Origin of the sequence: Nitrincola iocasae (assembly GCF_008727795.1) — a bacterium.
Lineage (GTDB): Bacteria > Pseudomonadota > Gammaproteobacteria > Pseudomonadales > Balneatricaceae > Nitrincola > Nitrincola iocasae.
Window position 1 is genome coordinate 2,432,568 of record NZ_CP044222.1, and the last position, 24,818, is coordinate 2,457,385.

21 protein-coding genes are annotated in these 24,818 nt (G+C 49.9%); 11 read left to right on the plus strand and 10 right to left on the minus strand.

What is annotated here, in order from left to right; translation table 11 throughout:
* The first annotated feature begins 12 nt into the window (after positions 1-12).
* From F5I99_RS11240 to queE, 8 genes are all read left to right on the plus strand, one after another.
* Positions 13-2,517: a heavy metal translocating P-type ATPase gene (locus tag F5I99_RS11240; RefSeq protein ID WP_151056054.1), complete on the plus strand. Its 2,505-nt coding sequence runs from the start codon at positions 13-15 to the stop codon at positions 2,515-2,517.
* The gene (ccoS, locus tag F5I99_RS11245; protein ID WP_151056056.1) at positions 2,517-2,717 is read left to right on the plus strand and encodes a cbb3-type cytochrome oxidase assembly protein CcoS; all 201 of its coding nucleotides are present in this window, start codon (positions 2,517-2,519) and stop codon (positions 2,715-2,717) included. Before F5I99_RS11240 ends, ccoS begins: the two co-directional genes overlap by 1 nt.
* Positions 2,710-3,378: a sulfite exporter TauE/SafE family protein gene (locus F5I99_RS11250; RefSeq protein WP_151056059.1), complete on the plus strand. Its 669-nt coding sequence runs from the start codon at positions 2,710-2,712 to the stop codon at positions 3,376-3,378. Before ccoS ends, F5I99_RS11250 begins: the two co-directional genes overlap by 8 nt.
* 60 nt (positions 3,379-3,438) lie before the next feature.
* On the plus strand, positions 3,439-4,827 hold the full coding sequence (gene hemN / locus F5I99_RS11255) for an oxygen-independent coproporphyrinogen III oxidase (protein ID WP_225307655.1): 1,389 nt from the start codon (positions 3,439-3,441) through the stop codon (positions 4,825-4,827).
* 108 nt (positions 4,828-4,935) lie between these two features.
* A complete protein-coding gene (gene fnr, locus F5I99_RS11260) occupies positions 4,936-5,703 on the plus strand; it encodes a fumarate/nitrate reduction transcriptional regulator Fnr (RefSeq protein ID WP_151056061.1) in 768 nt (255 codons plus the stop codon).
* 43 nt (positions 5,704-5,746) lie between these two features.
* On the plus strand, positions 5,747-6,295 hold the full coding sequence (locus F5I99_RS11265; RefSeq protein ID WP_151056063.1) for an adenine phosphoribosyltransferase: 549 nt from the start codon (positions 5,747-5,749) through the stop codon (positions 6,293-6,295).
* 5 nt (positions 6,296-6,300) lie between these two features.
* Positions 6,301-7,215 carry a recombination-associated protein RdgC gene (locus F5I99_RS11270; protein ID WP_151056065.1) on the plus strand — a complete coding sequence of 305 codons (915 nt, stop codon included), beginning with the start codon at positions 6,301-6,303 and terminating at the stop codon, positions 7,213-7,215.
* A 48-nt stretch (positions 7,216-7,263) separates the two neighbouring features.
* On the plus strand, positions 7,264-7,896 hold the full coding sequence (gene queE, locus F5I99_RS11275) for a 7-carboxy-7-deazaguanine synthase (RefSeq protein WP_151056067.1): 633 nt from the start codon (positions 7,264-7,266) through the stop codon (positions 7,894-7,896).
* Here the strand turns inward: queE and F5I99_RS11280 are convergent.
* Entirely contained in the window at positions 7,893-8,786 is an 894-nt protein-coding gene (locus tag F5I99_RS11280) for a bile acid:sodium symporter family protein (RefSeq protein ID WP_151056069.1), read from the minus strand. The genes queE and F5I99_RS11280 overlap by 4 nt on opposite strands.
* Positions 8,787-9,284: 498 nt before the next feature.
* On the opposite strand from F5I99_RS11280, the gene F5I99_RS11285 reads away from it, so the two are divergent.
* Positions 9,285-10,463, plus strand: a complete 1,179-nt coding sequence (locus tag F5I99_RS11285) for a cation diffusion facilitator family transporter (protein ID WP_151056071.1) — start codon at positions 9,285-9,287, stop codon at positions 10,461-10,463.
* Between the two features lies 1 nt (position 10,464).
* Here F5I99_RS11285 and gorA read toward each other — a convergent pair whose 3' ends face one another.
* The gene (gene gorA / locus F5I99_RS11290) at positions 10,465-11,832 is read right to left on the minus strand and encodes a glutathione-disulfide reductase (RefSeq protein ID WP_151056073.1); all 1,368 of its coding nucleotides are present in this window, start codon (positions 11,830-11,832) and stop codon (positions 10,465-10,467) included.
* A 182-nt stretch (positions 11,833-12,014) separates the two neighbouring features.
* On the opposite strand from gorA, the gene xthA reads away from it, so the two are divergent.
* Positions 12,015-12,830 (plus strand): exodeoxyribonuclease III, encoded by an 816-nt coding sequence (gene xthA / locus F5I99_RS11295; RefSeq protein WP_151056075.1) that lies wholly within the window; start codon positions 12,015-12,017, stop codon positions 12,828-12,830.
* On the opposite strand, the gene F5I99_RS11300 is transcribed toward xthA, so the two are convergent.
* The 3 genes from F5I99_RS11300 to F5I99_RS11310 all read right to left on the minus strand — a co-directional run bounded on the left by F5I99_RS11300 (position 12,827) and on the right by F5I99_RS11310 (position 15,960).
* Positions 12,827-13,747, minus strand: a complete 921-nt coding sequence (locus F5I99_RS11300) for a universal stress protein (protein ID WP_151056077.1) — start codon at positions 13,745-13,747, stop codon at positions 12,827-12,829. The two genes, xthA and F5I99_RS11300, sit on opposite strands and share 4 nt — an antisense overlap.
* Positions 13,748-13,817: 70 nt before the next feature.
* Complete coding sequence (locus tag F5I99_RS11305) at positions 13,818-14,444, minus strand: transglycosylase SLT domain-containing protein (RefSeq protein ID WP_151056079.1); 627 nt, start codon at positions 14,442-14,444, stop codon at positions 13,818-13,820.
* Positions 14,445-14,541: 97 nt separating this feature from the next.
* A complete protein-coding gene (locus F5I99_RS11310; RefSeq protein ID WP_151056081.1) occupies positions 14,542-15,960 on the minus strand; it encodes a solute carrier family 23 protein in 1,419 nt (472 codons plus the stop codon).
* Between the two features lie 267 nt (positions 15,961-16,227).
* Between F5I99_RS11310 and F5I99_RS11315 the strand changes: the two genes are divergently transcribed.
* Positions 16,228-16,851: a TetR family transcriptional regulator gene (locus tag F5I99_RS11315; RefSeq protein WP_151056083.1), complete on the plus strand. Its 624-nt coding sequence runs from the start codon at positions 16,228-16,230 to the stop codon at positions 16,849-16,851.
* 9 nt (positions 16,852-16,860) lie between these two features.
* Here the strand turns inward: F5I99_RS11315 and F5I99_RS11320 are convergent, their stop codons facing one another.
* From F5I99_RS11320 to F5I99_RS11340, 5 genes are all read right to left on the minus strand, one after another.
* On the minus strand, positions 16,861-18,270 hold the full coding sequence (locus F5I99_RS11320) for an efflux transporter outer membrane subunit (protein WP_225307384.1): 1,410 nt from the start codon (positions 18,268-18,270) through the stop codon (positions 16,861-16,863).
* Positions 18,263-21,406: an efflux RND transporter permease subunit gene (locus tag F5I99_RS11325; RefSeq protein WP_151056085.1), complete on the minus strand. Its 3,144-nt coding sequence runs from the start codon at positions 21,404-21,406 to the stop codon at positions 18,263-18,265. Before F5I99_RS11325 ends, F5I99_RS11320 begins: the two co-directional genes overlap by 8 nt.
* Entirely contained in the window at positions 21,406-22,566 is a 1,161-nt protein-coding gene (locus F5I99_RS11330; protein WP_151056086.1) for an efflux RND transporter periplasmic adaptor subunit, read from the minus strand. The genes F5I99_RS11325 and F5I99_RS11330 overlap by 1 nt, the downstream gene beginning before the upstream one ends.
* A 152-nt stretch (positions 22,567-22,718) precedes the next feature.
* The gene (locus tag F5I99_RS11335; RefSeq protein WP_151056088.1) at positions 22,719-24,011 is read right to left on the minus strand and encodes a DUF1302 family protein; all 1,293 of its coding nucleotides are present in this window, start codon (positions 24,009-24,011) and stop codon (positions 22,719-22,721) included.
* Positions 24,011-24,817, minus strand: coding sequence for an outer membrane lipoprotein-sorting protein (locus tag F5I99_RS11340; protein WP_191905840.1), 807 nt, complete (start codon positions 24,815-24,817; stop codon positions 24,011-24,013). Before F5I99_RS11340 ends, F5I99_RS11335 begins: the two co-directional genes overlap by 1 nt.
* Position 24,818: the final 1 nt, after the last annotated feature.

Genomic DNA, 24,818 nt, shown 5'->3' on the forward strand with positions numbered 1-24,818 from the left:
TGGAAGTAACTGATGCAAGCAGTCAATCTAAACACAGAGCCTGAGCAGTGCTTTCACTGTGGCTCTGACATTCCTCCAGCCAGCAACTACTTCACACGCATCAATGAAGAAGACAAACGTATGTGCTGCCCCGGCTGCCAGGCGGTGGCACAGACAATCGTCGCAGGAGGACTGGACAACTTTTACCAGCATCGTGGTGATGAACTCAGTCCGGCAACAGCCGACCTTTCCGAAATAGCGTCACTGACCAAAGAGCTGGCTCTCTACGATAATCATGAGATTCAACAAGCGTTCGTTTCAGGTCAAAATACCGATACACATACAGCAACGCTGGTTATCGAAGGCATTAGTTGTGCGGCCTGTGTCTGGCTACTTGAACATCACCTGTCCAAGCAACCCGGGGTGATCAAGTTCAGCGTTAATCTGGCTAACCATCGGGCCCGTCTGGTCTGGCATCCGGACGATATCAAACTCAGCCAACTATTAGCTGAAATCATTCGTATCGGTTACAAAGCACATCCTTACCACCCTGACAAAGAGGAGCAATTACTCGCCCAGGAAAGTAAGCGCTCCGTGATACGACTGGGTGTGGCAGGTATTGGTGCCATGCAGGCGATGATGTTTGCAGTCGCCATTTATGCTGCCGACATCGCCGGCACCGGCATGGAGGAAAAATATGTCATGCTGCTGCGCTGGGCCAGTCTGGTGGTTGCAACCCCTGTGGTACTTTATGCGGCACTGCCTTTTCTGAAAAATGCTTTTCGCGACCTTAAGACCAGACATCTAACCATGGACATCCCAGTCTCCATTGCCATCTGGGGAGGCTATATTGCCAGTGCCTGGGCCACACTATTCAATACCGGTGATATCTATTTCGAATCGGTGACCATGTTTGCTTTTTTCCTGCTCATTGGTCGCTTTATGGAAATGAAAGCCAGGCAACGAACAGGCCGCGCGGGAAATGCATTGCTTAACCTTATTCCGGCAAGTGCTTTACGCATTAACGCTGAAGGCGAAGAACAGCTGGTTGCTGCCAGCTCATTGCACCCTGGGGACCTGATTCGTATCAAGCCAGGACAAACTATCCCCGCTGACGGCTTCATCACCCGTGGCTTTTCATCAGTTGATGAATCCGCCCTGACCGGTGAATATATGCCGATCTCAAAAAAGCTTCAGGATTCACTGGTAGGCGGGACTATCAATATCGAAAACCCGATAGAGATGCAGGTCAGTGCGGTGGGTGAAAAAAGTCGTATTTCCTCCATTGTCAGACTGCTGGAACGTGCTCAAAGTGAAAAGCCCTATGTGGCTCGTGTAGCCGACCAGATTGCGCGTTATTTTGTCGGCGCTACGTTGATCGTGGCCGCCTGCGTTTCTACGATCTGGTACATCGTTGATCCTGCCAATGCCTTTTGGATCACCTTATCCGTTCTGGTTGTAACCTGCCCCTGTGCCCTGTCACTCGCTACGCCCACGGCACTGACTGCTGCAACAGGAACCCTCCGTCAACAGGGCTTGCTGATCACCCGAGGTCATGTATTAGAGTCTTTCAGTAAAGCCACACATATCATTTTCGATAAGACCGGCACACTTACTGAAGGACGTTTGGCTATTCAGGAAACGCACCCCCTGAATGGTATATCGTCTGCAGATGCTCTTAACTGGGGCGCTGCACTTGAGTCTTTGTCTGAGCACCCTATAGGACGAGCTTTTACCCCCTGGTACACCCGCGCTGCAGAAGCCATTCAAGTGACTGTTGGTCAAGGTATAGAAGGCCGTATTGAAGATAAGCGCTACCGTATCGGCAAACCTGACTATGTTATGCAGCTATCGGGGCAACCCTTGCCTGTAATGCCCGATCTGCAACGCCAGTGGATACTCTTGGCGGATGAATCTCAGGCTCTTTGCTGGTTTGCACTGGACGATCAGATCCGTCGCGAGACCCGCCAGGCGATCCATGAGCTCAGGACGTTGGGGCTGAGTATTGAGATACTCACGGGGGATACATCACCGGCGGTACAGCGCATTGCTGAAAAGCTCGGAATAGATCAGATCAACAGTGGCATGAGTCCGGAGCAAAAACTGGAACACATCCGTAAACTCCAGGCTGAGGGCAAGCAAACCATTATGGTGGGCGATGGTATTAACGACATACCGGTGCTGGTTGGTGCTCAGACATCAGTCTCCATGGGCGCCGCGACTGACCTGGCAAAAACCAATGCCGATGCCGTATTAACCAATAACAACCTGCAAACACTGGCCGTAGGCATCCGTCTGTCACGCAAGACCCGAACGATCATTAAAGAAAACCTGAGCCTTTCTTTGTTCTACAATATTATCGCCCTCCCGGCCGCTGCCCTGGGCCTAGTTCCCCCCTATATTGCGGCCATCGGCATGACTGCCAGTTCACTCATAGTAACCGGTAATGCCATGCGCCTGGCACGTCGTGCCAAAAACCCACAAACTACTCAGACAGCTCCACGGCCTGAGTCAGCTAAAGCCAAGGCAGGTACCTGATGGAAGTTATCATTATTTTGATTCCAATCGCTCTGATTTTAACTGGAATAGCCTTCTGGGCTTTTTTCTGGAGCGTTAACAGCGGTCAGTTCGAGGACCTAGATTCACCCGCTCACAGCATTCTCTATGACGATGATGACGACATGATCCCTGATGATGCTAAAGTAGACCCAAAGAGTAACCGGAAACTGGATGACTGAACCCCTGCTGCTGACCACAGCCTTCCTGATCGGACTACTCGGTAGCACCCACTGCATCGGCATGTGTGGGGGCATTGCGGCCAGCGTTGGTTTGAATACTCAGGGTGGCAGATACCCGGCTTGGCTGATACTACTGGGGTATAACCTCGGCCGCATCAGTAGCTATACCCTTGCAGGTGCTCTAATAGGCATTGCAGGCGCCATGGTTGCAACAGGCATCACAGGTCTGATACTGCAAACCTTTGCAGGCATATTACTGATAGCTATGGGACTTTATGTTGGTCAATGGTGGTTTGGCATTACCCGGCTGGAAACCTTGGGTGGTCATCTATGGCGGCATATCCAGCCTCATGCGGCCAAAATTTTGCCTGTTCGTAATCCACACCAAGCGGTGTTATTAGGTATACTCTGGGGCTGGCTCCCCTGTGGTTTGGTGTATAGCACACTGCTCTGGTCTTCGGCCGCAGGAAGTTGGCAACAGAGCGCCTTGCTAATGGCCGCATTTGGTCTGGGTACCTTGCCAGCCATGTTTACCACTGGACTGCTCGCCCGCCAGGTACGTAGTCTGATGCAGAAACGCCTGACGCGCCAGATAGCAGGCGCACTGATTATTGGCTTTGGTATTTACACTTTGCCACTCAACAGTCTGTTCAACCTGTAGAATCAGCAGACTGACACCGACAAAGTTTTAAAGATTGATTAAATTGAGGTATTTTTGGTGATAAACGATAGCCGCATTGTATGGAATATGGATCTGATTAAACGCTATGATCTGTCAGGCCCACGCTATACTTCCTACCCGACAGCAGTGCAGTTTGATCCGGCACTTTCACCTGAATCGCTGATTACCCAGGGGCAAGCTTCAGCTGACAAGTCTGCCCCCTTGTCACTCTATGTTCATATCCCTTTTTGTGCCCATGTTTGTTATTACTGTGCCTGCAACAAGGTTATCACCCGCAATCGTGACCGGGCTCAACCTTACCTCGAAACTGTTTATCGCGAAATGAAGCAGCTGTCACAATGGTACAGTGATGACCGGATCGTGGATCAGTTGCACTGGGGCGGTGGTACACCGACATTTATCAGCGACCAGCAAATGCATGAGCTTATGTCTGCTTTGCGCAGTCAATTTAATCTGCGTGATGATGACAAAGGGGATTATTCGATTGAAATCGATCCACGCGAAGCCAGCCCGGAAACACTGGAGGTGTTGCGCAAAACAGGCTTTAACCGCATCAGCTTAGGGGTGCAGGATCTGGACCCTAAGGTGCAGAGTGCCGTCAATCGCGTACAACCATTGGAACAAACCCAGGCAGTTCTGGATAAATCGCGACAATTGGGCTTTTCATCCATCAACATGGACCTGATTTATGGTCTGCCGCATCAGACTGAGCAAAGTTTTGATGCGACCCTGGACGTAGTCATCGGCATGAATCCTGATCGCCTGTCAGTGTTTAACTACGCCCACCTCCCGGACCGTTTTCGCTCTCAAAAACATATCAATTCAGATGAACTGCCCTCGCCGGAAACCAAGCTGGCGATACTACAAAACACTATTGATAAACTGCTGGACGCAGGTTATGTCTATATCGGCATGGACCATTTTGCCAAACCCGATGATAGCTTGGCACTGGCTCAGGCGGCAGGTCAACTGCATCGAAACTTTCAGGGCTACACAACGCATGCTGAATGTGATCTGGTGGCCATGGGCGTTTCAGCAATCAGCCAGATAGGCCGGGTTTATTACCAGAATGAACACGACCTGGCAGCCTACACGCAAGCGGTGACACAACAGCAGCACGCCATCAAACGCGGGGTCTGTCTGACTGATGATGACCTTATCCGAGGAGCGGTGATTAACCAGCTGATTTGCCACTTTGAATTGAATCCTGCTGCAATCGAAAAACGTTTCAATCTAAACTTTGATCAATACTTTGCTGCAGAGTTAGCAGAACTGGCTCAGTTTGAAGACGATGGTCTGATTCAGCGTCAAGGACGCCATATCAGTGTTACCCCTTCGGGTCGTCTGCTCATCCGCCGTATTTGTATGGCATTCGACGCTTACATACCCAAACAACAGCCGACACGGGGTTATTCACGCATTATTTAACATCGGCGCTAGCAGAATAGGCTGAACTATTCTGGTGCAGCCTTCACCCTGCCGCAGAAATGTTACATAATGGTGCCTATAACTATGAGTTCACGGGAAAGTAAGCAAATGGAAAATAAAAAAGCAACGGGTAAGCTCCACAGCCTGAATCAGGTGCATTGCAGTACCTGCAGTTTGAGTTCTCTTTGCCTGCCGGTGTCACTCAACATGACAGAAATGGAACGGCTGGATACGATCATCGACAAAAGTCGACCCTTAAAAAAGGGTGAGCACCTATTTCGCCAAGGTGATACCTTTGGCAGCGTTTATGCCATTCGTGCTGGCTCGGTAAAAAGCTACAGTATTACCGATGACGGTGAAGAGCAGATCACTGGCTTCTTTTTCCCCGGTGAACTGGTCGGTTTAAGTGCTTACGATACATCGACCTACCCAGTATCAGTTAAAGTGCTGGAAACCACTACGGTGTGCGAAATTCCCTTTGAACGCCTGGATGAACTTTCCGGACACATGCCAGAACTCAGACGTCAGTTACTGCGTACCATGAGCAAGGAAATCTGTAACGACCAACAGATGATGATGCTGTTATCGAAGAAAAATGCCGAACAACGCGTAGCCAGCTTCCTGCTGAAGCTATCGCAGCGATTTCATGAACGCGGCTATTCAGCCAGCTTCTTCCGGTTATCCATGTCACGTAACGAGATAGGCAACTATCTGGGACTCGCCGTTGAAACCATCAGCCGTATATTTACCCGTTTTCAGACGCTGGGACTGATCCATGTAGATGGAAAAGAAGTTGAAATCCTGGACAGTGAAAAGCTCAACGAGCACTCAGGCGAAGCTCAATCTACTGATAATGCCTGCAAGAGCGGCCGCTAATCAGCGCATCCACAAGCTGAATCCCTTGCCTTCGGAGACATAAATGTCCTACGACGAACTCTATATCAAGTCGGTGATCCGCTCGATCCCTGACTGGCCGGAACCCGGTGTCATTTTTCGTGATGTGACTCCTGTTTTTAAAGATCCCAAGGCTATGCGCATGGTTTGTGATGCGTTTATCCAGCGCTACATGAACACGGATATAACCCACATAGCCTGCATTGATGCCCGGGGTTTTATTCTTGGATCAGTGGTTGCTTATCAGTTAAATCTGCCGATGGTACTGATTCGAAAAAAAGGTAAATTGCCCGGCGACACTCTGTCTCAGGAATACAATTTAGAATATGGTACCGCTGCCATCGAAATGCAGACAGATGCGCTACAGCCAGTAGCTGAAGCTAACGTGCTGGTATTTGACGATCTGATTGCTACCGGTGGCACGGTCATGGCCGCTTTATCCCTGATCAACAAGCTCGGTGGCAAGGTTCATGAAGTCGCCTCACTGATTGATTTGCCCGACCTGATGGGTTCTCAAAAAATCCAGGACAGTAATGTCGCCGTATTTAGCCTGCTGGCTTATGAGGGCCTGTAACAATCATGAACAGTTTTAAAAATTTGCTTTGCTACCGCTTTGAACCTGATTCAACCCTGTCACCGGAAATTCTTGAAAAAGCGCTGTCAGAACACCCTTTCACCCCCTGTGGACGCCATGAATTACAGCGCAGTGGCTGGGTAGCTCCCTGCCCTTTTGCTGATTCTTTAGTGTTCACCAGCAGCGGTTTTATGCTGATCACCCTGTTGCGGGAAGAGCGTATTCTGCCAGCCAGTGTCATTCGTGATGAGGTGCAGGAACGAGTCAGTCGTATAGAGGCCGCTGACGCACGCAAAGTCTACAAAAAAGAGAAAGACCAACTTAAAGATGAAGTCGTGCTGGAACTGTTACCACGCGCTTTCTCCAAGCGCCAGAGTTGCCGTGCCCTGCTAATGCCGGAGCAAGGCTGGTTGCTGATCGACTCTGGCAGTTTCAACCGGGGTGAGCTGTTACTGAATGCATTACGCGAGGCCCTTGGCTCACTCAAAGTAAAACCCCTGAATGTTAATCAGGCTCCAGCCAGTGTGATGACACAGTGGTTACAGGATATCCACCAGGTCAGCAGTGGCTTTGAAGTAGATGATGAATGTGAGCTACGCGACACCTCTGCCGAGGGGGGCGTCATTCGTATCAAGGGGCAACCATTATTCAGTGATGAAATACGTGCGCATCTGGATACTGACATGCAGGTCACTCGTCTTGCGGTTACCTGGGAAGAGCAACTTAGCTTTGTATTGCATGCCGATCTGACCCTTCACCGCCTCAAATTGACGGACCAGTATAATGAGCAACTGGAACACGACCGTCCGGAAGACGAAGTGGCAGACTTTGATGCCGCGGTTACCCGTATGGGACTGGAAATGACTCGCCTGCTACCGGCACTGGCAAACAGCTTCGGTGGCGAACCTGTCAGCGATTAATCTGCCGGGAAATTCGTTTTTTAACTCAGCGCCAAACAGAGTACCGTCATGTACAGCGTAAAAGAAAGCTTCTACACCCTGCAGGGAGAAGGTGCACATGCGGGTCGCCCGGCTATTTTCTGTCGCTTTACCGGCTGCAACCTCTGGTCTGGTCGTGAACAGGACCGTGCCTCAGCGGTATGTAATTTTTGTGATACAGACTTTGTCGGTACCGATGGACAGAACGGTGGCAAGTTTGCTTCTGCAGAGGCGCTGGTGGCTCACCTGAAGTGCTTTTGGCCACTCACCACTACACAGCCCCCATATCTGGTTTGCACCGGTGGTGAGCCTGCTCTGCAGCTGGATCAAACATTGGTGGACGCTTTGCACCAGGAAGGATTTATTATTGCCGTAGAAACCAATGGCACCAAACCGCTGCCTGACGGCATCGACTGGATCTGTGTCAGCCCCAAAGCAGATACGCCCTTATATCTGCAAGGAGGTAATGAGCTAAAACTGGTTTATCCCCAGACTCAGGCTTTACCTGAGCGCTTTGAGCAGTTGCAGTTCGACCACTTTTATCTGCAACCCATGGATGGCCCAGCTCAAGCAGCATCACTGGTTGCTTGCATTGACTATTGTAAAGCCCATCCACGCTGGAAACTCAGCCTGCAAACCCACAAACTGATTGGCATAGATTAATTACCCACCGACAGTTGCTTCAGGATGCCAAACAACCAAAAACGGTTACGCCAGGCAATCAACAGCAGCGCAGGCAATTGCATCAACACACCATAAACCAATGCACTGGCCGACATCTCCGGACTCTGCAACAGGGTGCTGGTCACCAATAACGCAGTTCCGGCATTCTGCAGCCCCACTTCCACCAGCAATGTAATCTGCTGCGGCTCATCCAGCCCCACCAGTCTGGCAAGTACATAACCCAGGCTCATAGCGGCTAATACCAAAACCAAAACTGGCAGCGCAAGCTGAGGCAGTAATACTGTCAAACGATCCCAACTGCTGACTACCAGCAAAATAACGGTCATTAACATCAGGATCAGCGCTAATGAACGAAACAGAGCGCGAAGTTTACGATTCAGTTCCGAACAATACTGACTAAACAACATGCCTAATATCACCGGTAACAAAGTAATCAATATCATCTGACCGATTGCCTGAGCTACCGGAAAACGGATTAGCGTGGCTTCCAATGATAGCCAGCTCAGAATCAAGGCTGTCAGTAGCGGCAGAGTAAACGGAATAATCAGGCTATTAATGGCGGTCAACGACACTGACAGCGCTGCATCCCCCCTGGCCAGCAAGGTAATCGCATTCGACGTGGCGCCACCGGGAGCAAACGTTAATATCATCAGTCCTGCAGCAAGCAATGGCGGCAGATTAAACAGCTGTACTACAATCCAACCGAGTACAGGTAGCATTAATAACTGCGTCAGGATACCCAGAAAAACCGGAACAGGCTGTCGGGCGACACGCATAAAATCCGACAGTTTAAGTGACATGCCGACACTGAGCATAATAATGAACAAAGCAAAAGGCAGAAAGATCTGACTAACCAGTGTCGCTTGCATAAAATCAACCCGCTTTTGACTTTTCTGAATGATGCAAAAATTTTAGCAGAAGCACAGGCTAAATGCTGCATTGCAAAAAACTTTTTAGCCTTTCAAGCCTGGCCGAAAGGCCTGTCCAAAACGCTGAACCCCGCAGTATACATAGGCTGTATAAGCCTACTCACAACTTCTGTGGATAACCCTGTGCAAAGAACGACAATAAGTGTTTTTTAACCCCGTTTCCACACGCCCCAACACAGATTGATCAAAAATTAATCACTTATTTTTATATATAAAAATCAAATAGTTATGGTATTTTTTGACGACTTATCAAGAATTTCCGGATTGGATTTTGTTTTTTCCGTTTTTGTGAAGATCTTTCGCCTGTCAACCCTTTTATCGAATGTTATTCACATTTTATTTCATTCCCGTGTCGCTTTTATTTCTAACTATTCATGATGGCAGCTCAAGCTGACACAGGGTAAGATAGTGATTTTTTATTCATGCGGTTTTTTACAGATGCGCGACACATCCGATCAGCGACAGGCGGCAGCTCAACGAATCAGCATCATTGGCGCCATCGTCAATGCACTCTTAAGCGCGCTGAAGGTAATCGGTGGTGTTTTGACCGGCTCCACCGCACTAATTGCTGACGGGCTGCACTCGTTATCTGACATGGCCACCGACATGATGGTCATATTTCTGCTGGGCATTTCTCACAAAAAACCGGACAAAGAGCACCCTTGGGGGCATGGTCGATTTGAAACACTAGGCACCGTATTTCTGGCAGTCATTCTGCTTTCAGTTGCTGGTTTCATGACTTGGGACAGCCTCAAGTTACTCTTTGCGGGCGAAATCCCTTCACCACCATCCTGGCCAGCGCTGATCATCGCTGCCATTTCGATTCTGGCTAATGAAGTGCTGTTTTTCTATACCCTGAAAGTGGGTAAAGCAAACCATTCCAATCTGATCATTGCCAATGCATGGCATCATCGAACAGATTCTCTATCATCGATTGTTGTCCTGATAGCTATAGCCGGAGCTATTCTGGGTGTCTGGTGGCTGGATGCACTCGCGGCCGTGCTGGTTGCGCTGTTAATCGCCAAGATAGGTATCGACCTGCTACTTAAAAGTCTGGCTGAACTGGTTGATACCGGGCTGCCACAGGAACGGGTCAACCAGCTGCGTGAAACGGCGCTGTCAGTTGACGGTGTGATCGATGTACACAACTTCAGAACCCGTATGATGGGAGGGCAGGGTCTGCTGGAGATGCATCTGCAGATACCTGCTCACATGAGCGCGTCTGAAGGACACTTTATTGGTGATATCGTTTGCGCCAAACTTAAAGACCGTTTTGATGACATAGGTTACATCATCTACCACATCGACACTTATGACGATGAGTTAATACCCGATCTCACGCAACCACTGATGCCTTCACGCAATGAGGTGGAAAACCACCTGAACGCCGCTGTCAGTCGACTATTAGGTGATTGTCCAGCCTATGAACTGACCATCTACTATGCACCCAAGTTCATCGAACTCGAAATCAAGTTTAGCCACGAGATCTATGCATTGCTGGAAAATACCGGACTGGCTGGACAAACACTGGAAACCAATCTGCAAGAAGAGCTGGAAAGCCTAAACTGGTTCCGTAATATTCGTATCTGGCTGCCGGTTAACGACAGCCAAGTCTAACTCAACCGGTAAAAGGGCTTGAAGGTTCACGCATCGTAACAAACTCCTCAGCCGCGGTAGGATGTATGCCAATGGTGGCATCGAATACCGCTTTGGTTGCGCCTGCCTTCAGCGCTACAGCAATCCCCTGAATGATCTCCCCTGCTTCGGCACCGACCATATGCACACCCAGCACTTTATCTGTTTCACGGTCGACCAGCAGCTTCATCAAGGTACGCTCATCACTGCCACTCAGTGTATGCTTCATCGCCCGGAACTCTGAACGATACACATCCACCTTCGAATAGCGTTCACACGCTTGCTCTTCAGTCAATCCCACGGTACCGATGTTGGGTTGGCAGAACACCGCCGTTGGAATCAATTCATAGTCCACCGCCGGATTTCCCTGCGCATAAAGCGAGCGAACCAACGCCATCCCTTCCGCTAAAGCCACGGGTGTCAATTGTACCCGGTCAATCACATCCCCAACGGCATAAATCGAAGGCACAACCGTCTGGAACTGATCGTTCACCACTACAGCACCCTTACCACTGAGCTTAACGCCAACCTGCTCCAGCCCCAACCCCTGAGTCTTGGGTACACGACCGGTTGCATACATGATCTGATCAGCTATTTCCTGGTGGCCATCATCGAACTGTGCAATCAGTTTACCCTCAGGCGTTTTTTCTATCCCTGTCAGGTTTGTATTGAAGTGCAACTGCACCCCTTTTTTAGCGACTTCACGGGCAGTAAACTCACGCACCTCCTGATCAAAGCCTTTCAGAAACAGCTCACCGCGATGTACCAGATGCGTTTCTGCTCCCAACCCGGCAAAAATACCGGCGAACTCGACAGCGATATAGCCGCCGCCAACAACGATGACTTTGTCAGGAAAACGATCCAGATCAAACACTTCATTGGAGCTAATAATGTGTTCAGCTCCAGGAATATCTGGCACAAACGGCCAGCCACCTACAGCAACCAGAATACGTTCAGCGCTGTAGGTTTTATCTCCCACTTTAACCTCGTGGGGGCCGACTACTGTGGCGCGCTCCTGAATCAGTGTACAGCCAGCGTTCAACAGCATCTTTTCATAGATACCATTCAATCGACTGATTTCCCGGATTTTATTGTCTCTGAGTGTCGGCCAGTCAAAGCTTAGTGACTCGGTCTGAAGACCAAAGCCAGCCGCTTCATGAAAACCTTCAGCATAGTGTGAAGCATAGACATAGAGCTTTTTCGGCACACAGCCAACGTTGACACAGGTACCACCCAGATAACGCTCTTCGGCGATCGCCACCCGCACACCCATGGATGCGGCCATACGTGCTGCTCTCACACCACCCGACCCTGCACCGATAACAAACAGATCAAAATCAAACTGACTCACGACTGACTCCTCAGGTTTTCAGAATAGTGATTAGGATACACGCTGTAGCCAGATACTGACCAATCTAGTTAAGCTAAAAAACTTATTAATATTAACTATCAATAAAACTCCTCAATCAGTTTGCCGGATTGGCTGAAGCCTTTTAGAATAATGCCTCTTATGACAATCCAAGAGTGAGCTTTATGAAACTGGTTTCGTTCAATACCAATAGTATCCGTATGCGCATACATCAACTGGAAGCACTAATTGAGGCCCATCAGCCAGATGTTATCGGCATACAGGAAACTAAAGTCACCGACGAAGCCTTCCCACTGGCTGAAATTGAAGCGCTGGGTTACCACGCCTATTTCCATGGTCAAAAAACCCATTACGGTGTGTGCCTGCTATCGCGGCAACCAGCTTTGCGGATAGAGAAAGGCTTCCCAAGTGACGATGACACAGCTCAAAAACGCTTGATAACCGGTGATTTTATCAGTGCTTCCGGAAAAACCTACACGGTCATTAACGGCTATTTCCCACAGGGAGAAAACATTGCCCACGCAATTAAGTTTCCCGCTAAGCGTAAGTTTTATGCTGATCTGCTCAGCCTGCTACAGACTCAATACTCGACTGATCAAGCGCTGGTGGTGATGGGAGATCTGAATATTTCGGCTGAAGATATCGACATCGGCATAGGTGAACCTAACCGCCTACGCTGGCTCAAGACCGGCAAGACCAGCTTTCAGCCGGAAGAGCGTGAATGGTTATCTAAACTGCATCAGTGGGGTCTTCAGGACAGCTACCGTAAGGTCCATCCACACAAAGACGACAAATTCAGCTGGTTTGATTACCGTAGTAAAGGCTTTGAAGATGATCCCAAACGTGGTCTGCGCATTGATGCTATCCTCACCACACCAGTTTTAACTCAAACGTGTATCGCAAGCGATATAGATTATGACGTGCGTGGCATGATCAAACCCTCTGATCATGCCCCTGTCTGGTCGGAGTTTGATTACTAAGCAGCATCCGGTTTTAACACCAGTACATCACAGGGTACGACATCCAGTACCCTTTCCACACTACTACCCAGCAACAGCCGATCCAACATGCCTCTGGCAAGCGAGCCCATCACCACCAGATTCATGCCCTGATCGCGAACAAATTCGGGCAGTTTCTGGTGGATCTCACCTTCAATAACATGCAAGAGTGACAGATCAAAATCCGGATCAAAGTCTTGCACTACCTGGACTAACCGGTTTTCATGCTCTTCTTTAATGCGCGCTTGCATGGATTCAAAATCACCAATGACACTGTCATCAAAAATAGCCGATTGAGGGACCGATGCATAGGTATGTAGAATATGCAATTCAGCCCCCAAGCTTTCCGCTAGCAAACGCGCCTGCTCCAGAATTTCATGGTCCATAGAAGCCGCTTTGTCATGTAGATGAAAGGGATCTATCGCCGCCACCAAACGCATACGATCCGGCCAAGGCCGTTCTTTACACAACAACAGCGGCACTTTGACTTCACGCAGCAATTCCCAGTCCTGCGGTACCAGTATGCGGTGCAACAGGTGCGGATGCTCAGCAACCTCATGTAATAGCAAATCAGGCTGGTAACGTTTTACTTTAGTCAAAACACCATCGGAAATATCTCTGGCCCAGGCGACATCTGTGGTAATGCCAGGTTGTAAACGCCGAAAAGAAGCCGCGATACGATCAAGCTCCTCTTCCAACAACCGTAATTGCTGGTGTTGAAGGTTCTCAAGTAGAGTCGGCCCCACCATATTCATACTGCTGGGATAAGACTGATAGCCACATTTGAACAGTTCGATACCCGCACCCGTTGACTGACCGATGCGTACGGCTTTCTCCAACAGACCCTCGGTATTCTCGTCAGTGGTAAGATTAACCAATAGCTTTGAAATTTTAGTCATGATGCCACTCCTTGCTGCACTTATTTATCTTAATTTTAGCTGAGTTTCAGCGCACTATTGCTGACCAGGCTCAGCAAAATGGCCAGAGACACAAGCCTGTGGGCAAACGACAACCCGGTAACTGGCTTTCATACAACTGCGCCCGGCTTTGAACTTGGCGGGCTACATTGATCAGCCAGGGCTTGGCATTGTAGCTGGCGTTTTTAAAACCTGTATGGCCTTCATGATAATTAAGATAAAGATTGTATGTATCACGTAATGCGACACCATTACGCTGAAATGAGACACGATTATACCAACCGATAAAATCCAGTGTGTCTTCGATGCTGCTACGCCGAGCCAATCGATTGCCTGTGGCTCGCTGGTAATCACTCCAGGTGCCATCCTGTGCTTGTGCATAACCATAGGCTGATGATTTTCTGGGCATCGGAATCAAACCAAACAGATAAGGTCTGGGAGGCCTGGCATTATGTTGAAACGCAGATTCCTGGCGTACAAATGCAATCTGGGTTGATACTGACGTGCCCCAGCGGGATTCGGATTTTTTAGCCGCATGATACCAGGAAGGATCATGTGAAATAATGTCACAGATATTATCCTGTGCCCTGGCTGGCGGCGGTGATGAAGCACAACCGGATACCAGAACCAACAGCAGAAGTGCGACTATAACCAACTGTATTTGAGGAAGTTTATTCATACCAAGAATATAACCTATTGCCAGCTGATTCGCACCCCTCATAGATAAAAGCCGCACTGGCAAGCTCAGTGCGGCTTTTATGAGTTTATCTCAGCCGTTAGTGTGGTTGCTGACCCTCGGCAACAACCAGAGGATCGGGCTCCTCTTCAATATGAATCGGTTCCTCCGGCTCCTCCCCGGCGTGCTCTTTCAAGGACTGCTTGCTACGCAGCTCAATCAATAACCATAGTACAAAACCTATCCCAAGCCCCCAGGCCGCACCATGAGTTGCCAGAACCACGCCCATAATGCCAGCCACACCCATAGAGGTGGCATTATCTATCTGCTCAACAGCAACAGCAATACACAGGTAGCCGGTTATCAGCAAGGTAATAGACAAGGCGATCGGTAATACCGGACGGAAGAGTGTGACCAGCGGCAAAAGAAACAGTGCAATGAAGCCCACAATCCAGAAAACACCCGCACCCGAATAAATCGTATCCATAGCTCCACGACCATAGCGATAGCGCTCAGCAATTGTCGCCATTACACCGGTAAACAATGGACCAGCAAGCCCTGGGTAAGGTGCAAAAAAGGAGTGCATCAGGTTACGGATACCGGTGACCAGATGAACACGGTCAACGTTAACTTCAATTTTTTCATCCGGACGCAGGTGATCGACACGCTTAAGCAGGCTCTGCCCGACAATAATATCACCGAAGGCAATAATATAGGCAATAATCGCCGTGGGTATAGCGGCCAGAATCAGTGACATAGATGGAAAGCCTATAGTAAACGGCAGGTAGTTCCAGATCTGACCAAATGCCGGCAATTCAACTCCCCACTCTACTGCCGGAAGCGGATACTCGGACACAGTCCAACCTATCACCATGGTAATCAGCATACCCGGTACCATACCGTAACCGGCAATAATTTTGGCCCAGCGATGCTTCTCCACCCAGTCACGAAACGACAAAGAAAAAAGTACATACACGGTAATCAAGCCACCGATACCGAGTGAAATAGGCGTATTATACAAACGGCCACCTTCACTGATTTCACCACTAATCGCTGCAATACCCGCACCCAGCAAAATCCCGGCCTTGATGGAGTTGGGAATGTTATTAACCAGCTTGGAGCCCAACCGCGTTATTCCCATAAACAGGAAGATAAAGGTTACCACTAACTGAAGCGCAACCAGCGCCCTGATGGCATCTGGACCCGGCTCAAAACCACCGATAAACAGCAGCACCACCGGTATCGCCGGTGTAATCCACCCAGGTACAAAAGGCACCCCCAACAGGTTGGGGAGCATAAAGCCGATACCACAAATCACTACATACGCTAAAGCAACGTCATAAGGCAGGCCAAGATAGCGCTCAAGCAGGGGGATCATCCCCATAGCGACCACAAACATGACCAAAGCCTGGATCGTTTCCGCCACTTCCCAGCGATAATGAATAAACGGCAACCGAATCTTAAACGGGCCGGCAGGCCAGTAAGGGTGTTCCTCACCATGCTTACGCTGATATAACATAATGCTCTCTCTGTTTTATGCCTTAAAATACGGATTGAAGTGCGAATCCAGCGCACTTCACGGGGAGTCGTAAAGGTATACCCTTATAGAGAGAGAAGTCGATACACAAGGGAACGACTTTAGTCTTGATTAACAACTAAAGTATTAGGGATATTACCCATAGTGCTCAATAAAACACATAATATCTAAATAAACGCTTTAACATGAAAAACTAGCGGGGTCAGGTTACAATAATGCACTTTCCTTTCTGCTTTTATTGGAGACTCAATGGCCCGACGTACCAAAGCCGAAGCTGCTGCCACACGTGAAAAATTACTGGATGCTGCCGAAAATGTCTTTCTTGCCCGAGGTGTAGCTAATGCAACACTGGAACAGATTGCTAAAGAGGCTGGGTTAACACGTGGAGCAGTCTATTGGCACTTTAAGAATAAGGCCGAGGTTTTCCGTGCAATGCTGGACCGGGTACGTTTACCCTTCGAAGAGTTCATTGAAGAACTTGATGAACCTGACCGGAAAGAGAACCCTGCACGAGCGATACGACTGGCCTGCATAGAAGGCCTGAGACGACTGGAACAACCGCGCTACCATCGAGTACACAGCATTCTGGTCTATCACAGTGGGGGATTGGCTGAGTTGGACTCGCTGGCCATGCAAAAAGAGATCACCAATGAAGCTTTCGACATGCTGACCACCTACTTTAATGCTGTAGATCAGCAGGGGCAGCTACGGGCAGATATGTCTCCGCAAACCGCTGCCCGTATGCTGCAGTCCATGCTGAGTGGTATCTTTCACGACTGGCTCCGATACCCGCAAGATTACTCGATTCAAGAGCGCGGCATGGAAATGGTGGACACATTACTGCGTTTAATCTGTACAGTAAAGGTGTCCTGAGTCGAAGGGTCAGCCTTCCCAACCACCCCCCAAGGTTTTGAATAACGTCGCACTGGCAATCAGCTCATTGCGGATAGCTTCTGAATGCGCCTGCTGCACCGACATCAATACTCGCTGCGCATCCAGTACTTCAATGAATCCAATCAACCCCTCACGATATCGTATTTCAGCCAGTTGCAGGGTTCGCTGATAAGCTTCTTCTTGAAGCCTGATAGCTGTCGTTCGCTCAGCACTGGTCTGATAAATTACCAGCGCATCTCGCACTTCATTGAAAGCCAATTGTACGCTGGATAAATACTGAATTTCAGCCTGTTCCGCCTGAGCTTCAGCGGATGCCACTAGCGAACGGTTCCGACCAAAATCAATCAACGGCCCAACCAGACCTGCCGAAAGGCCCCAACCAGCTGCACCACTAGTGAACAGATCTGCAGCATCCAAACTGCTACTACTCAGTAATGCAGAAAGATTAAAACGAGGGAAGCGATTGGCTTCGGCCACACCTATGGAGGCATTGGCTGCCATCAGTACCGCTTCAACTGCCCGGATATCCGGACGACGCTGCAACAATTCAGCAGGCATCAGTGCAGGCACCACCTTTGGTAACCTTATCGCCTCCAAATGGGTATCACCATAGCTGAGGGTATCCATCAATTCTGCAGGTGACATACCAGTTAACACGGCAAGAGCTCCCTCAAGCACGCGAATTCGTTCACGCTGCACAGGGTATTGTGCTCGCGCAGACTGAAGCTCAGACTCAGCCTGACGTAACGACAGTTCATCACTCTGTCCGGCCTGATAGCGTAACTGCTCCAACCTAAGCGTTTCCTCACGTGACTCAATGGTAGCCTCGGTAATACGACGCTGATTTTCAGCATTACGAAGATCAAAATAGGTAGCCACCAGATCTGCAATCACATTCAACTCCAACGCATGATGCACGAAGTGGCTCTGCTCCAGTAATGCCTGTGCTGCTTCTTGCTCACGCGCCAGACGCCCCCAGAGATCAAGCTCGTAATTCAGCATACCTGTCACTGCAAACTGGTTATTAAGTGTTGACCGATCAGCTGTAGTCATATCTGACGCTTGGTGCTCGCGTGCTGCATCGGCCTGAGTACTAATGGACGGGAGCTTATCAGCCTGAGTGAACCCCAGGCGAGCGCGTGCTTCGCGAATGCGTGCCAGTTGCAAGCGCAAGTCGAGATTATCTTCCAGCGCCAAAACCACCAGACGATTCAGATTTGGATCCTGATATTTCTGCCACCAATCCTGCCACTCCTCATGCTGCATGCGTGAATCTGCCTCAGATACAGACCACTGCTCTGGCAGGTTAGTTGCCGGACGCTGATATTCCGGTCCCAGCGCACAACCAGTCAAGATCAGCACCAAACCCAATAGAGGTAAACGCACGAGGTTACTCACCCATCACCTCCTTGGACGGCTCAACCATATGACGCGAACGTCGCCGACTGGCAAAATCTTCTACCAGTTTATAGGCCAAGGGGACAAATATTAGTGCCAGTGAACTGGCCATTAGCATCCCGCCAACCACTACGGTACCGATCTCCTGACGGCTTACCGCACTAGCACCACTGGCAAAGACCAATGGCAAGTTACCCACGATAAAAGTTAGAGCCGTCATTAAAATCGCTCTAAAGCGCTGTTGGGCAGCAGCCATTGCAGCATCAGTTGAGTTCATACCTTCACGGCGATTCTGAACAGCAAACTCAACAATTAGAATAGCGTTTTTCGCTGCCAGACCAATCAAAACCAGCAACCCGACCTGAAAGTAGATATCGTTGGGGAAACCTTTCATCAGTGATGCCAGTGCAGCACCAAGCACACCAAAAGGCACTGCTGTTGCTACCGCCAGCGGCAATGACCAACGCTCATACTGAGCAGACAGGATCAGAAAGACCATCACCATTCCCATAGCAAATGCCATACCGCCAGCACCAGCCGCAACATCTAACTGGTAGGCTTCACCAATCCAGCCAATCAGTAGATTATTATCATCCAACACATCAGCGGCAGCGGCTTCCATTGCTGCTTTGGCCTGTCCGGTGGTATAGCCTGGAGCAGCATCAGCTAGGAACTTCGCTGCCGAATAGACATTAAACCGATTTAGAATATCAGCCCCGGTCTGGCGCTCCAGCGTAACCAGAGAGCTAAGCGGGATCAGCTCACCCTGATCGGAACGAACAAACACTTTGTTCAGATCTTCCGGCTGACTGCGAAACTCCGCTTCGGACTGTAAGTTAACCCGCCAGATACGCCCAGACAGTGTAAAGTCGTTTATATATAACGATCCAAACGTGCTCTGCATTGTCTCAAAGATTGAATTAATCGGCACACCAGCCGCTTTAGCTTTTTCCCGGTCTACTTCTGCCGAATAACGCGGAACCCGGGTATCAAGCGTGGTACGTGCATTAACTAACTCAGGACGTTCATTCGCAGCTGTCATCAGTCGACGCACATGAGCTTCCACTTCATCAGTGGTGGCATCACCACGGACTTGAAGATAACCCTCAACACCGCCTGTCAATGACATTCCCATGATAGAGGGCGGTGTAAAAGCCACTACCACACCCTCCGGAATCTGCGCACCCACCTCCATAATCCGACCAGCAAGAGACAGCGCATCCTGCCCTTCGCCGGTACGTTCTTTCCAATCTGTCAGGTTGGCAAAACCTACACCGGCACTAGTACGCAAGGAACCGGAGATGATGTCAAATCCGGAAATCGCAGTGAATGCCTGCAACTCATCCAGTTCCCGCAGGACGACAGATAACTGGTCACGCACTTCTGATGTACGCGATAGGGCTGATACCGGTGGCAACTGGAATACCACCATAGCAACACCTTGATCTTCTTGAGGTACAAGGCCAGATGGCAAACGAGCCATCAGACTTACTGCCAGCACAATAACACCTGTAAACAGTAAAACACCTATCAGCGCATGACGTAACAATTTTGAAACCAGCCAGGAAAAGCCAGCCGTTAACTGGTCAAACGCCGTATTGAACCACTGAAAAGGCTTAGCTACCCGATGCGACTGTTTATCCAACAACAATGCACACATGGCGGGGGTCAAGGTCAGTGCTACCACACCGGACACCACAACAGAAACGGCTATCGTAACGGCAAACTGTCGATAGAGCTCGCCACTGAGTCCGCCCAGAAATGCCACAGGAGCAAATACGGCAACCAATACTAGTGTCGATGAGATCACAGCACCCGATACTTGCTTCATGGTTTCAATCGTTGCTTCACGAGCAGGTATACCCTTTTCCTGGATCAGACGATCAACGTTTTCCAACACGATAATGGCATTATCCACAACAATACCGATTGCCAGTACCAGTCCAAACAGAGTCAGCATATTGATGGAGAAGCCCATCAACAGCATACCGGTCAGGGTACCAATCAGTGATACGGGTATAGCAACCACCGGAATCAGCGTAGCTCGCAAATGCTGAAGAAACAGGAAGGTCACCAGTACCACCAAGAGCACCGCCATCAGCAGGGTGACGAACACCTCGTTAATAGAAATGTCAATAAACTCAGTAGTGTCATAGGCAATCGTGTACTCCACGCCGGAAGGGAAGCGCTGGGATATATCATCCATCACCGCAATCACTGCCTGCCCGGTTTGCAGCGCGTTCGCTCCAGGTTGCAGATAGATCCCCAAAGGTACGGCAGCTTGGCCATTATATGTAGCAGATGAGGCATAGCTCTGCGATCCTAGCTCGGCACGCGCAACATCACCCAAACGCAAAGTACTGCCATCTACCTCGGAACGCAGAATGATTCGTTCAAACTCTTCCGGCTCAGACATCTGACCACGGGTGGTTACAGTAAAAGTAAACGCTTGTTCGTCGGGTACAGGCTCTGCGCCTAGACTACCGGCAGCAAACTGTGCGTTTTGTTCACGAATAGCAGCAGCCACATCTGAAGGCGTCAGTTCATATTGTGCTAACTTATCTGGGCTGAGCCAGATACGCATAGAATAATCCTCGACAGCAAATAACGAGGCATCACCAACACCTGGTACTCGCACTAATTCATCAAGGATATTCAGCAACGCATAATTGGATAAAAACAGGGTACTCTGACTTCCATCCGGTGAAAACAGTACCGGCACCATCAGCAGGTTAGTGGAGCGCGCTTCGACACTGACCCCTTGATCTCGTACCTGTTGCGGCAGACGCGGGGAAGCAGCCTGGACCCGGTTATTCACATTAATAGCCGCCTGATCAGGATCAGTGCCCATAGTGAATGAAATAGTAATTTGAAGACTACCGGAATCGGTAGAGCTGGATTCCATATAGAGCATATTATCAACACCGTTGATCTCCTGCTCCAAAGGTGCTGCTACAGCTTCAACCAGTACCTCGGCACTGGCACCCGGGTAGTTTGCTGTCACAACCACCTGTGGCGGCACCACATCAGGATACTGTTCTATAGGAAGTGCTCTCAAGGAAGCAAGGCCGGCAAGCACGATAATAATCGACAGCACCGACGCAAAAATGGGTCGGTCAATGAAAAATTTCAGCATTACACCCCCTCTCGTGAATCAGCATCAAGCACACGTACAGGGGCACCATCACCTAACATTACCTGACCACTGATCACCAACAGATCTCCAGCTTGCAAGCCTGAAAGAATGACCTGACCCTCAGCTGTCACCGGTCCCAGTTCAACAATGCGTGAGTGTGCCTGGCCGTTTTCAATAACAAACACCTGCGGCCCCTGTGGTCCCTGACCCACTGATTCCGGCGGAATAACAAAAGCCGAACCCAGTGTTTGCATATCAACACGGACACGGACAAACTGCCCCGGTACTAACTCACCATCAGGATTAGGGAATACGGCTCGGGCAGAGACACTACCTGTACGTGGGTCAATACTGCTATCGGTAAAGTCAATCCGGCCTACCAGTGCATAGATCTGTCCATCAGGCAGTTGCAAACGGGCTTCACGTGTTCCATTGAGTGGTTCGCCACGCATAGCTCGGCGTGCGGCTTGCTGAATCGCCGCATCGCGTTCCGGCAGAGAGAAGCGCACATGCACTGGATCCTGCTGAGTAACCTGAGTCAGCAGAGTACCCCGTTCGATGAGACTCCCTTCGGGCAAACTTTCCAGGCCGGTGATGCCCGACAAAGGTGCCTCTACCTGCGTGTAACTCAGGTTAAGTTCAGCCGCTGCTACACCCGCTTCAGTTAGTGCCAAACGCGCCTCAGCAAGCTCTCTGGCCGACATGCTATTATCCCGATCGCGCTGACTGACTGCATTTTGTTGGTAGAGTGCACTGATGCGCTGCCATTCACGATTAGTCTGATTCAGCTCAGCGCGCGCATTAGCTCGCTCTGCACTGGCACGCTGCAACTCTATTTCATAGATTTCAGGATCAATGCGAAATAGTGGCGTGCCCTGCTCTACAACCTGACCTTCAACATACAGGCGCTCTTCCAATACACCGGCAACACGTGCCCGCACTTCAATTTCGCGTGAACCTTGAACACGTGCGGCATACTCTTCTGTCAGGGTCACTTCACGCAGGTTAACTGTCACTACACGCACGGGTGCCGCAGAGGGTGCACTCGACGCTTGAGCAACATCATCGTCTGCCTGACAACCCACCAAGACAAGGAGTAGTACCATACCAAGCAAGGTAGAACCCTTCGCAGACAATCGCTCACTCTTAAACCATTGCATCACTAACTAATTCTCCCGATTTAAACCAACCATCACCACTGCCAAGCAGAGGCAGAGCGGCCTAATTATTCAACCGGGTTATTATACATGCATGAATGTATGTTTAAAGGTTTTTTAAAATAATTATTTCCGTGCAATGAGCGTATGATGAACTAATAGCTGTAACGCAACCGCGCATACAGACTGGAAGCATCCTCAAACTGACCAAAGAAGGTATGCGGCTTTTGCCCACCAAACAGATTTCCGCCTAGAGTGAGTAGCCAATGATCATCAAAACGATAATTCACGGCTGGACGCACGAAGTAGTCTTTATCGCTGGGTGACCAATAGGTAAACAACGACAAGGTTAAATTATCCTGACGTAAACGCTGAGTAAGACGCAATGTCAGCAAATGGCGGTACTCATCCGGGCGGTAACGCCCATCCGCCAGGGGCCAGCTTTGCTCCAATGCAGCATAGTCCTGGGTCCACTCCAGATAATACTGCAGAGCTGCATTAAAATTTGTCATGACCTCACGATCATACCCCAGCAAAACCCGTAGCTGGTCGTTAGGAATCCGGGCATTATCACCTCGGGTATCACTGCCCTCATACCAGGCAATCTCGGCATTGGCGATACCGCCAGCGAGAGGAGCACGCGCGCTGGCACCATAGGCATCCAGACGGGGAAAGTAAGGCTCACCGGTCGATGTCATTCCCAGTGGCTGAGTCCAGTAGCCGCGATACGCATATAATGCCCATTCGGTGGCATCGGCTGTGCCATATAGGCGCGCGGCCCACTGGCTTTCCTGCCCCCAGCGATCACGTGTCTGTGGTCGGATACGCCCGTCCGGTGAGGCCATTTGCGAGTCACTCATGGCGGAAAAATAACTGAATCTATCACCGTTGATAAACTGGTCTGACTGAAATTCGGGCGTCCACACCAGATCCAGATTGGCAACTGAAGTAAAGTAACTCGCCTTAGCACTCAACGAAGGGGCTTTCAGGTACTCATCATCACGACCGGAAAAATAAGACTGCCAGTCTTTAGCAAACAGATCATTGAGGAACAGCATATCGCCGGTCCCCCAAGTCAGCACCTGCTGTCCCAGGCGCATATCCACATCATTTCCCAGCTTAAAATCGACCATCGCTTCGCGCAGATCGATACGCAGTTTATCCTCAACGCCATCGGCATACAGATCTGTTTTTAGACTCCAGTGCAGTCCACCGAGATAATCACTCAGTTCATAACGGGCACGCGCTTCAGCCAGCGTCATATCCCGACCTAACACCGGATCACGGTTGATGCGTGCGCCAGCGCCCAGTTCATAAAACCCGTGTAGACTCAGAGTCGACTCCTCTTCCGCCCAGGGATCATCCCAATCTTCCGCTTGTACAAGGCTAGGCAGCAACAGCAGTGGCAAAAGCAATACTGCCAACCCCGGCAGTCGGCGGACACGCATCACTGGGGTCTCCGCAGCCAATCACGCGGCTGACGTCGCAGAGAACGTTCACTGAACAGATCCTTGGGCAAGCCTATATTATAGGACACAAAACCAAACTCCATCACCGTACTTCCGCCACTGCGCAGGTCGCTGACCTGGCTGTGCATAACCGTCGGAAACCCCTGAACCTCTTCCACAGCAAGGACTTCAACTCGGCGATAGACTTCTCCTTGCGCATCTGCATATTCAATTTTTTCCGGCAACAAATGCGTCTTGTTAATCCACAAACGGTAACTGGCAAAATCGGCCGTGCTGGCATCTTTTGGAGTACTATCGACCACATAGTGCTCGGCGGTGGTGTCGGTCAGCACATGATTGTCTTCAGTCGGTTGCCGTCCAGATATATCTTCATAGAAGAAATGTGAACCGACAAAACTGGTGCGTTTATCTCCGGCTGAAATACGTCGTACCAGATCAAGACCGGGCAAATACAGCCAACGATCATCATCCCGATCTATATTTTTAGCCACCATAAACACCGTATCGCGCACATCGGCCGGACGGCTGAAGGCGACGTAAAAATGCTGACGTCCGCCCGGCTCTTCATTCAGCCGTAAAATAGTGAACTGACGTTGCTGTTCACGTCCCTGACCATCCGTGATCGTCATACGCACTTCACTGCGGCCATCATCCCCCTGATAGTAGCTGGCAAGGTTAGCCTGACGTACAATCTCATCCACATCCGTCATATCAGCCGCCAAGGCTGTCAAACTGAAAAATGCACTCAGTGTTGTTGCGGCCATTTTGCGCAGTAAGCTATTCATC

Bases quoted from the DNA above. Each gene is read 5' to 3' on its own strand.
- F5I99_RS11240 (WP_151056054.1), top strand. From the start codon at position 13: ATGCAAGCAGTCAATCTAAACACAGAGCCTGAGCAGTGCTTTCACTGT.
- ccoS (WP_151056056.1), top strand. From the start codon at position 2,517: ATGGAAGTTATCATTATTTTGATTCCAATCGCTCTGATTTTAACTGGA.
- F5I99_RS11250 (WP_151056059.1), top strand. From the start codon at position 2,710: ATGACTGAACCCCTGCTGCTGACCACAGCCTTCCTGATCGGACTACTC.
- fnr (WP_151056061.1), top strand. From the start codon at position 4,936: ATGGAAAATAAAAAAGCAACGGGTAAGCTCCACAGCCTGAATCAGGTG.
- F5I99_RS11265 (WP_151056063.1), top strand. From the start codon at position 5,747: ATGTCCTACGACGAACTCTATATCAAGTCGGTGATCCGCTCGATCCCT.
- F5I99_RS11270 (WP_151056065.1), top strand. From the start codon at position 6,301: ATGAACAGTTTTAAAAATTTGCTTTGCTACCGCTTTGAACCTGATTCA.
- queE (WP_151056067.1), top strand. From the start codon at position 7,264: ATGTACAGCGTAAAAGAAAGCTTCTACACCCTGCAGGGAGAAGGTGCA.
- F5I99_RS11280 (WP_151056069.1), bottom strand. From the start codon at position 8,786: ATGCAAGCGACACTGGTTAGTCAGATCTTTCTGCCTTTTGCTTTGTTC.
- F5I99_RS11285 (WP_151056071.1), top strand. From the start codon at position 9,285: ATGCGCGACACATCCGATCAGCGACAGGCGGCAGCTCAACGAATCAGC.
- xthA (WP_151056075.1), top strand. From the start codon at position 12,015: ATGAAACTGGTTTCGTTCAATACCAATAGTATCCGTATGCGCATACAT.
- F5I99_RS11300 (WP_151056077.1), bottom strand. From the start codon at position 13,747: ATGACTAAAATTTCAAAGCTATTGGTTAATCTTACCACTGACGAGAAT.
- F5I99_RS11305 (WP_151056079.1), bottom strand. From the start codon at position 14,444: ATGAATAAACTTCCTCAAATACAGTTGGTTATAGTCGCACTTCTGCTG.
- F5I99_RS11310 (WP_151056081.1), bottom strand. From the start codon at position 15,960: ATGTTATATCAGCGTAAGCATGGTGAGGAACACCCTTACTGGCCTGCC.
- F5I99_RS11315 (WP_151056083.1), top strand. From the start codon at position 16,228: ATGGCCCGACGTACCAAAGCCGAAGCTGCTGCCACACGTGAAAAATTA.
- F5I99_RS11325 (WP_151056085.1), bottom strand. From the start codon at position 21,406: ATGCTGAAATTTTTCATTGACCGACCCATTTTTGCGTCGGTGCTGTCG.
- F5I99_RS11330 (WP_151056086.1), bottom strand. From the start codon at position 22,566: ATGCAATGGTTTAAGAGTGAGCGATTGTCTGCGAAGGGTTCTACCTTG.
- F5I99_RS11335 (WP_151056088.1), bottom strand. From the start codon at position 24,011: ATGCGTGTCCGCCGACTGCCGGGGTTGGCAGTATTGCTTTTGCCACTG.
- F5I99_RS11340 (WP_191905840.1), bottom strand. From the start codon at position 24,817: ATGAATAGCTTACTGCGCAAAATGGCCGCAACAACACTGAGTGCATTT.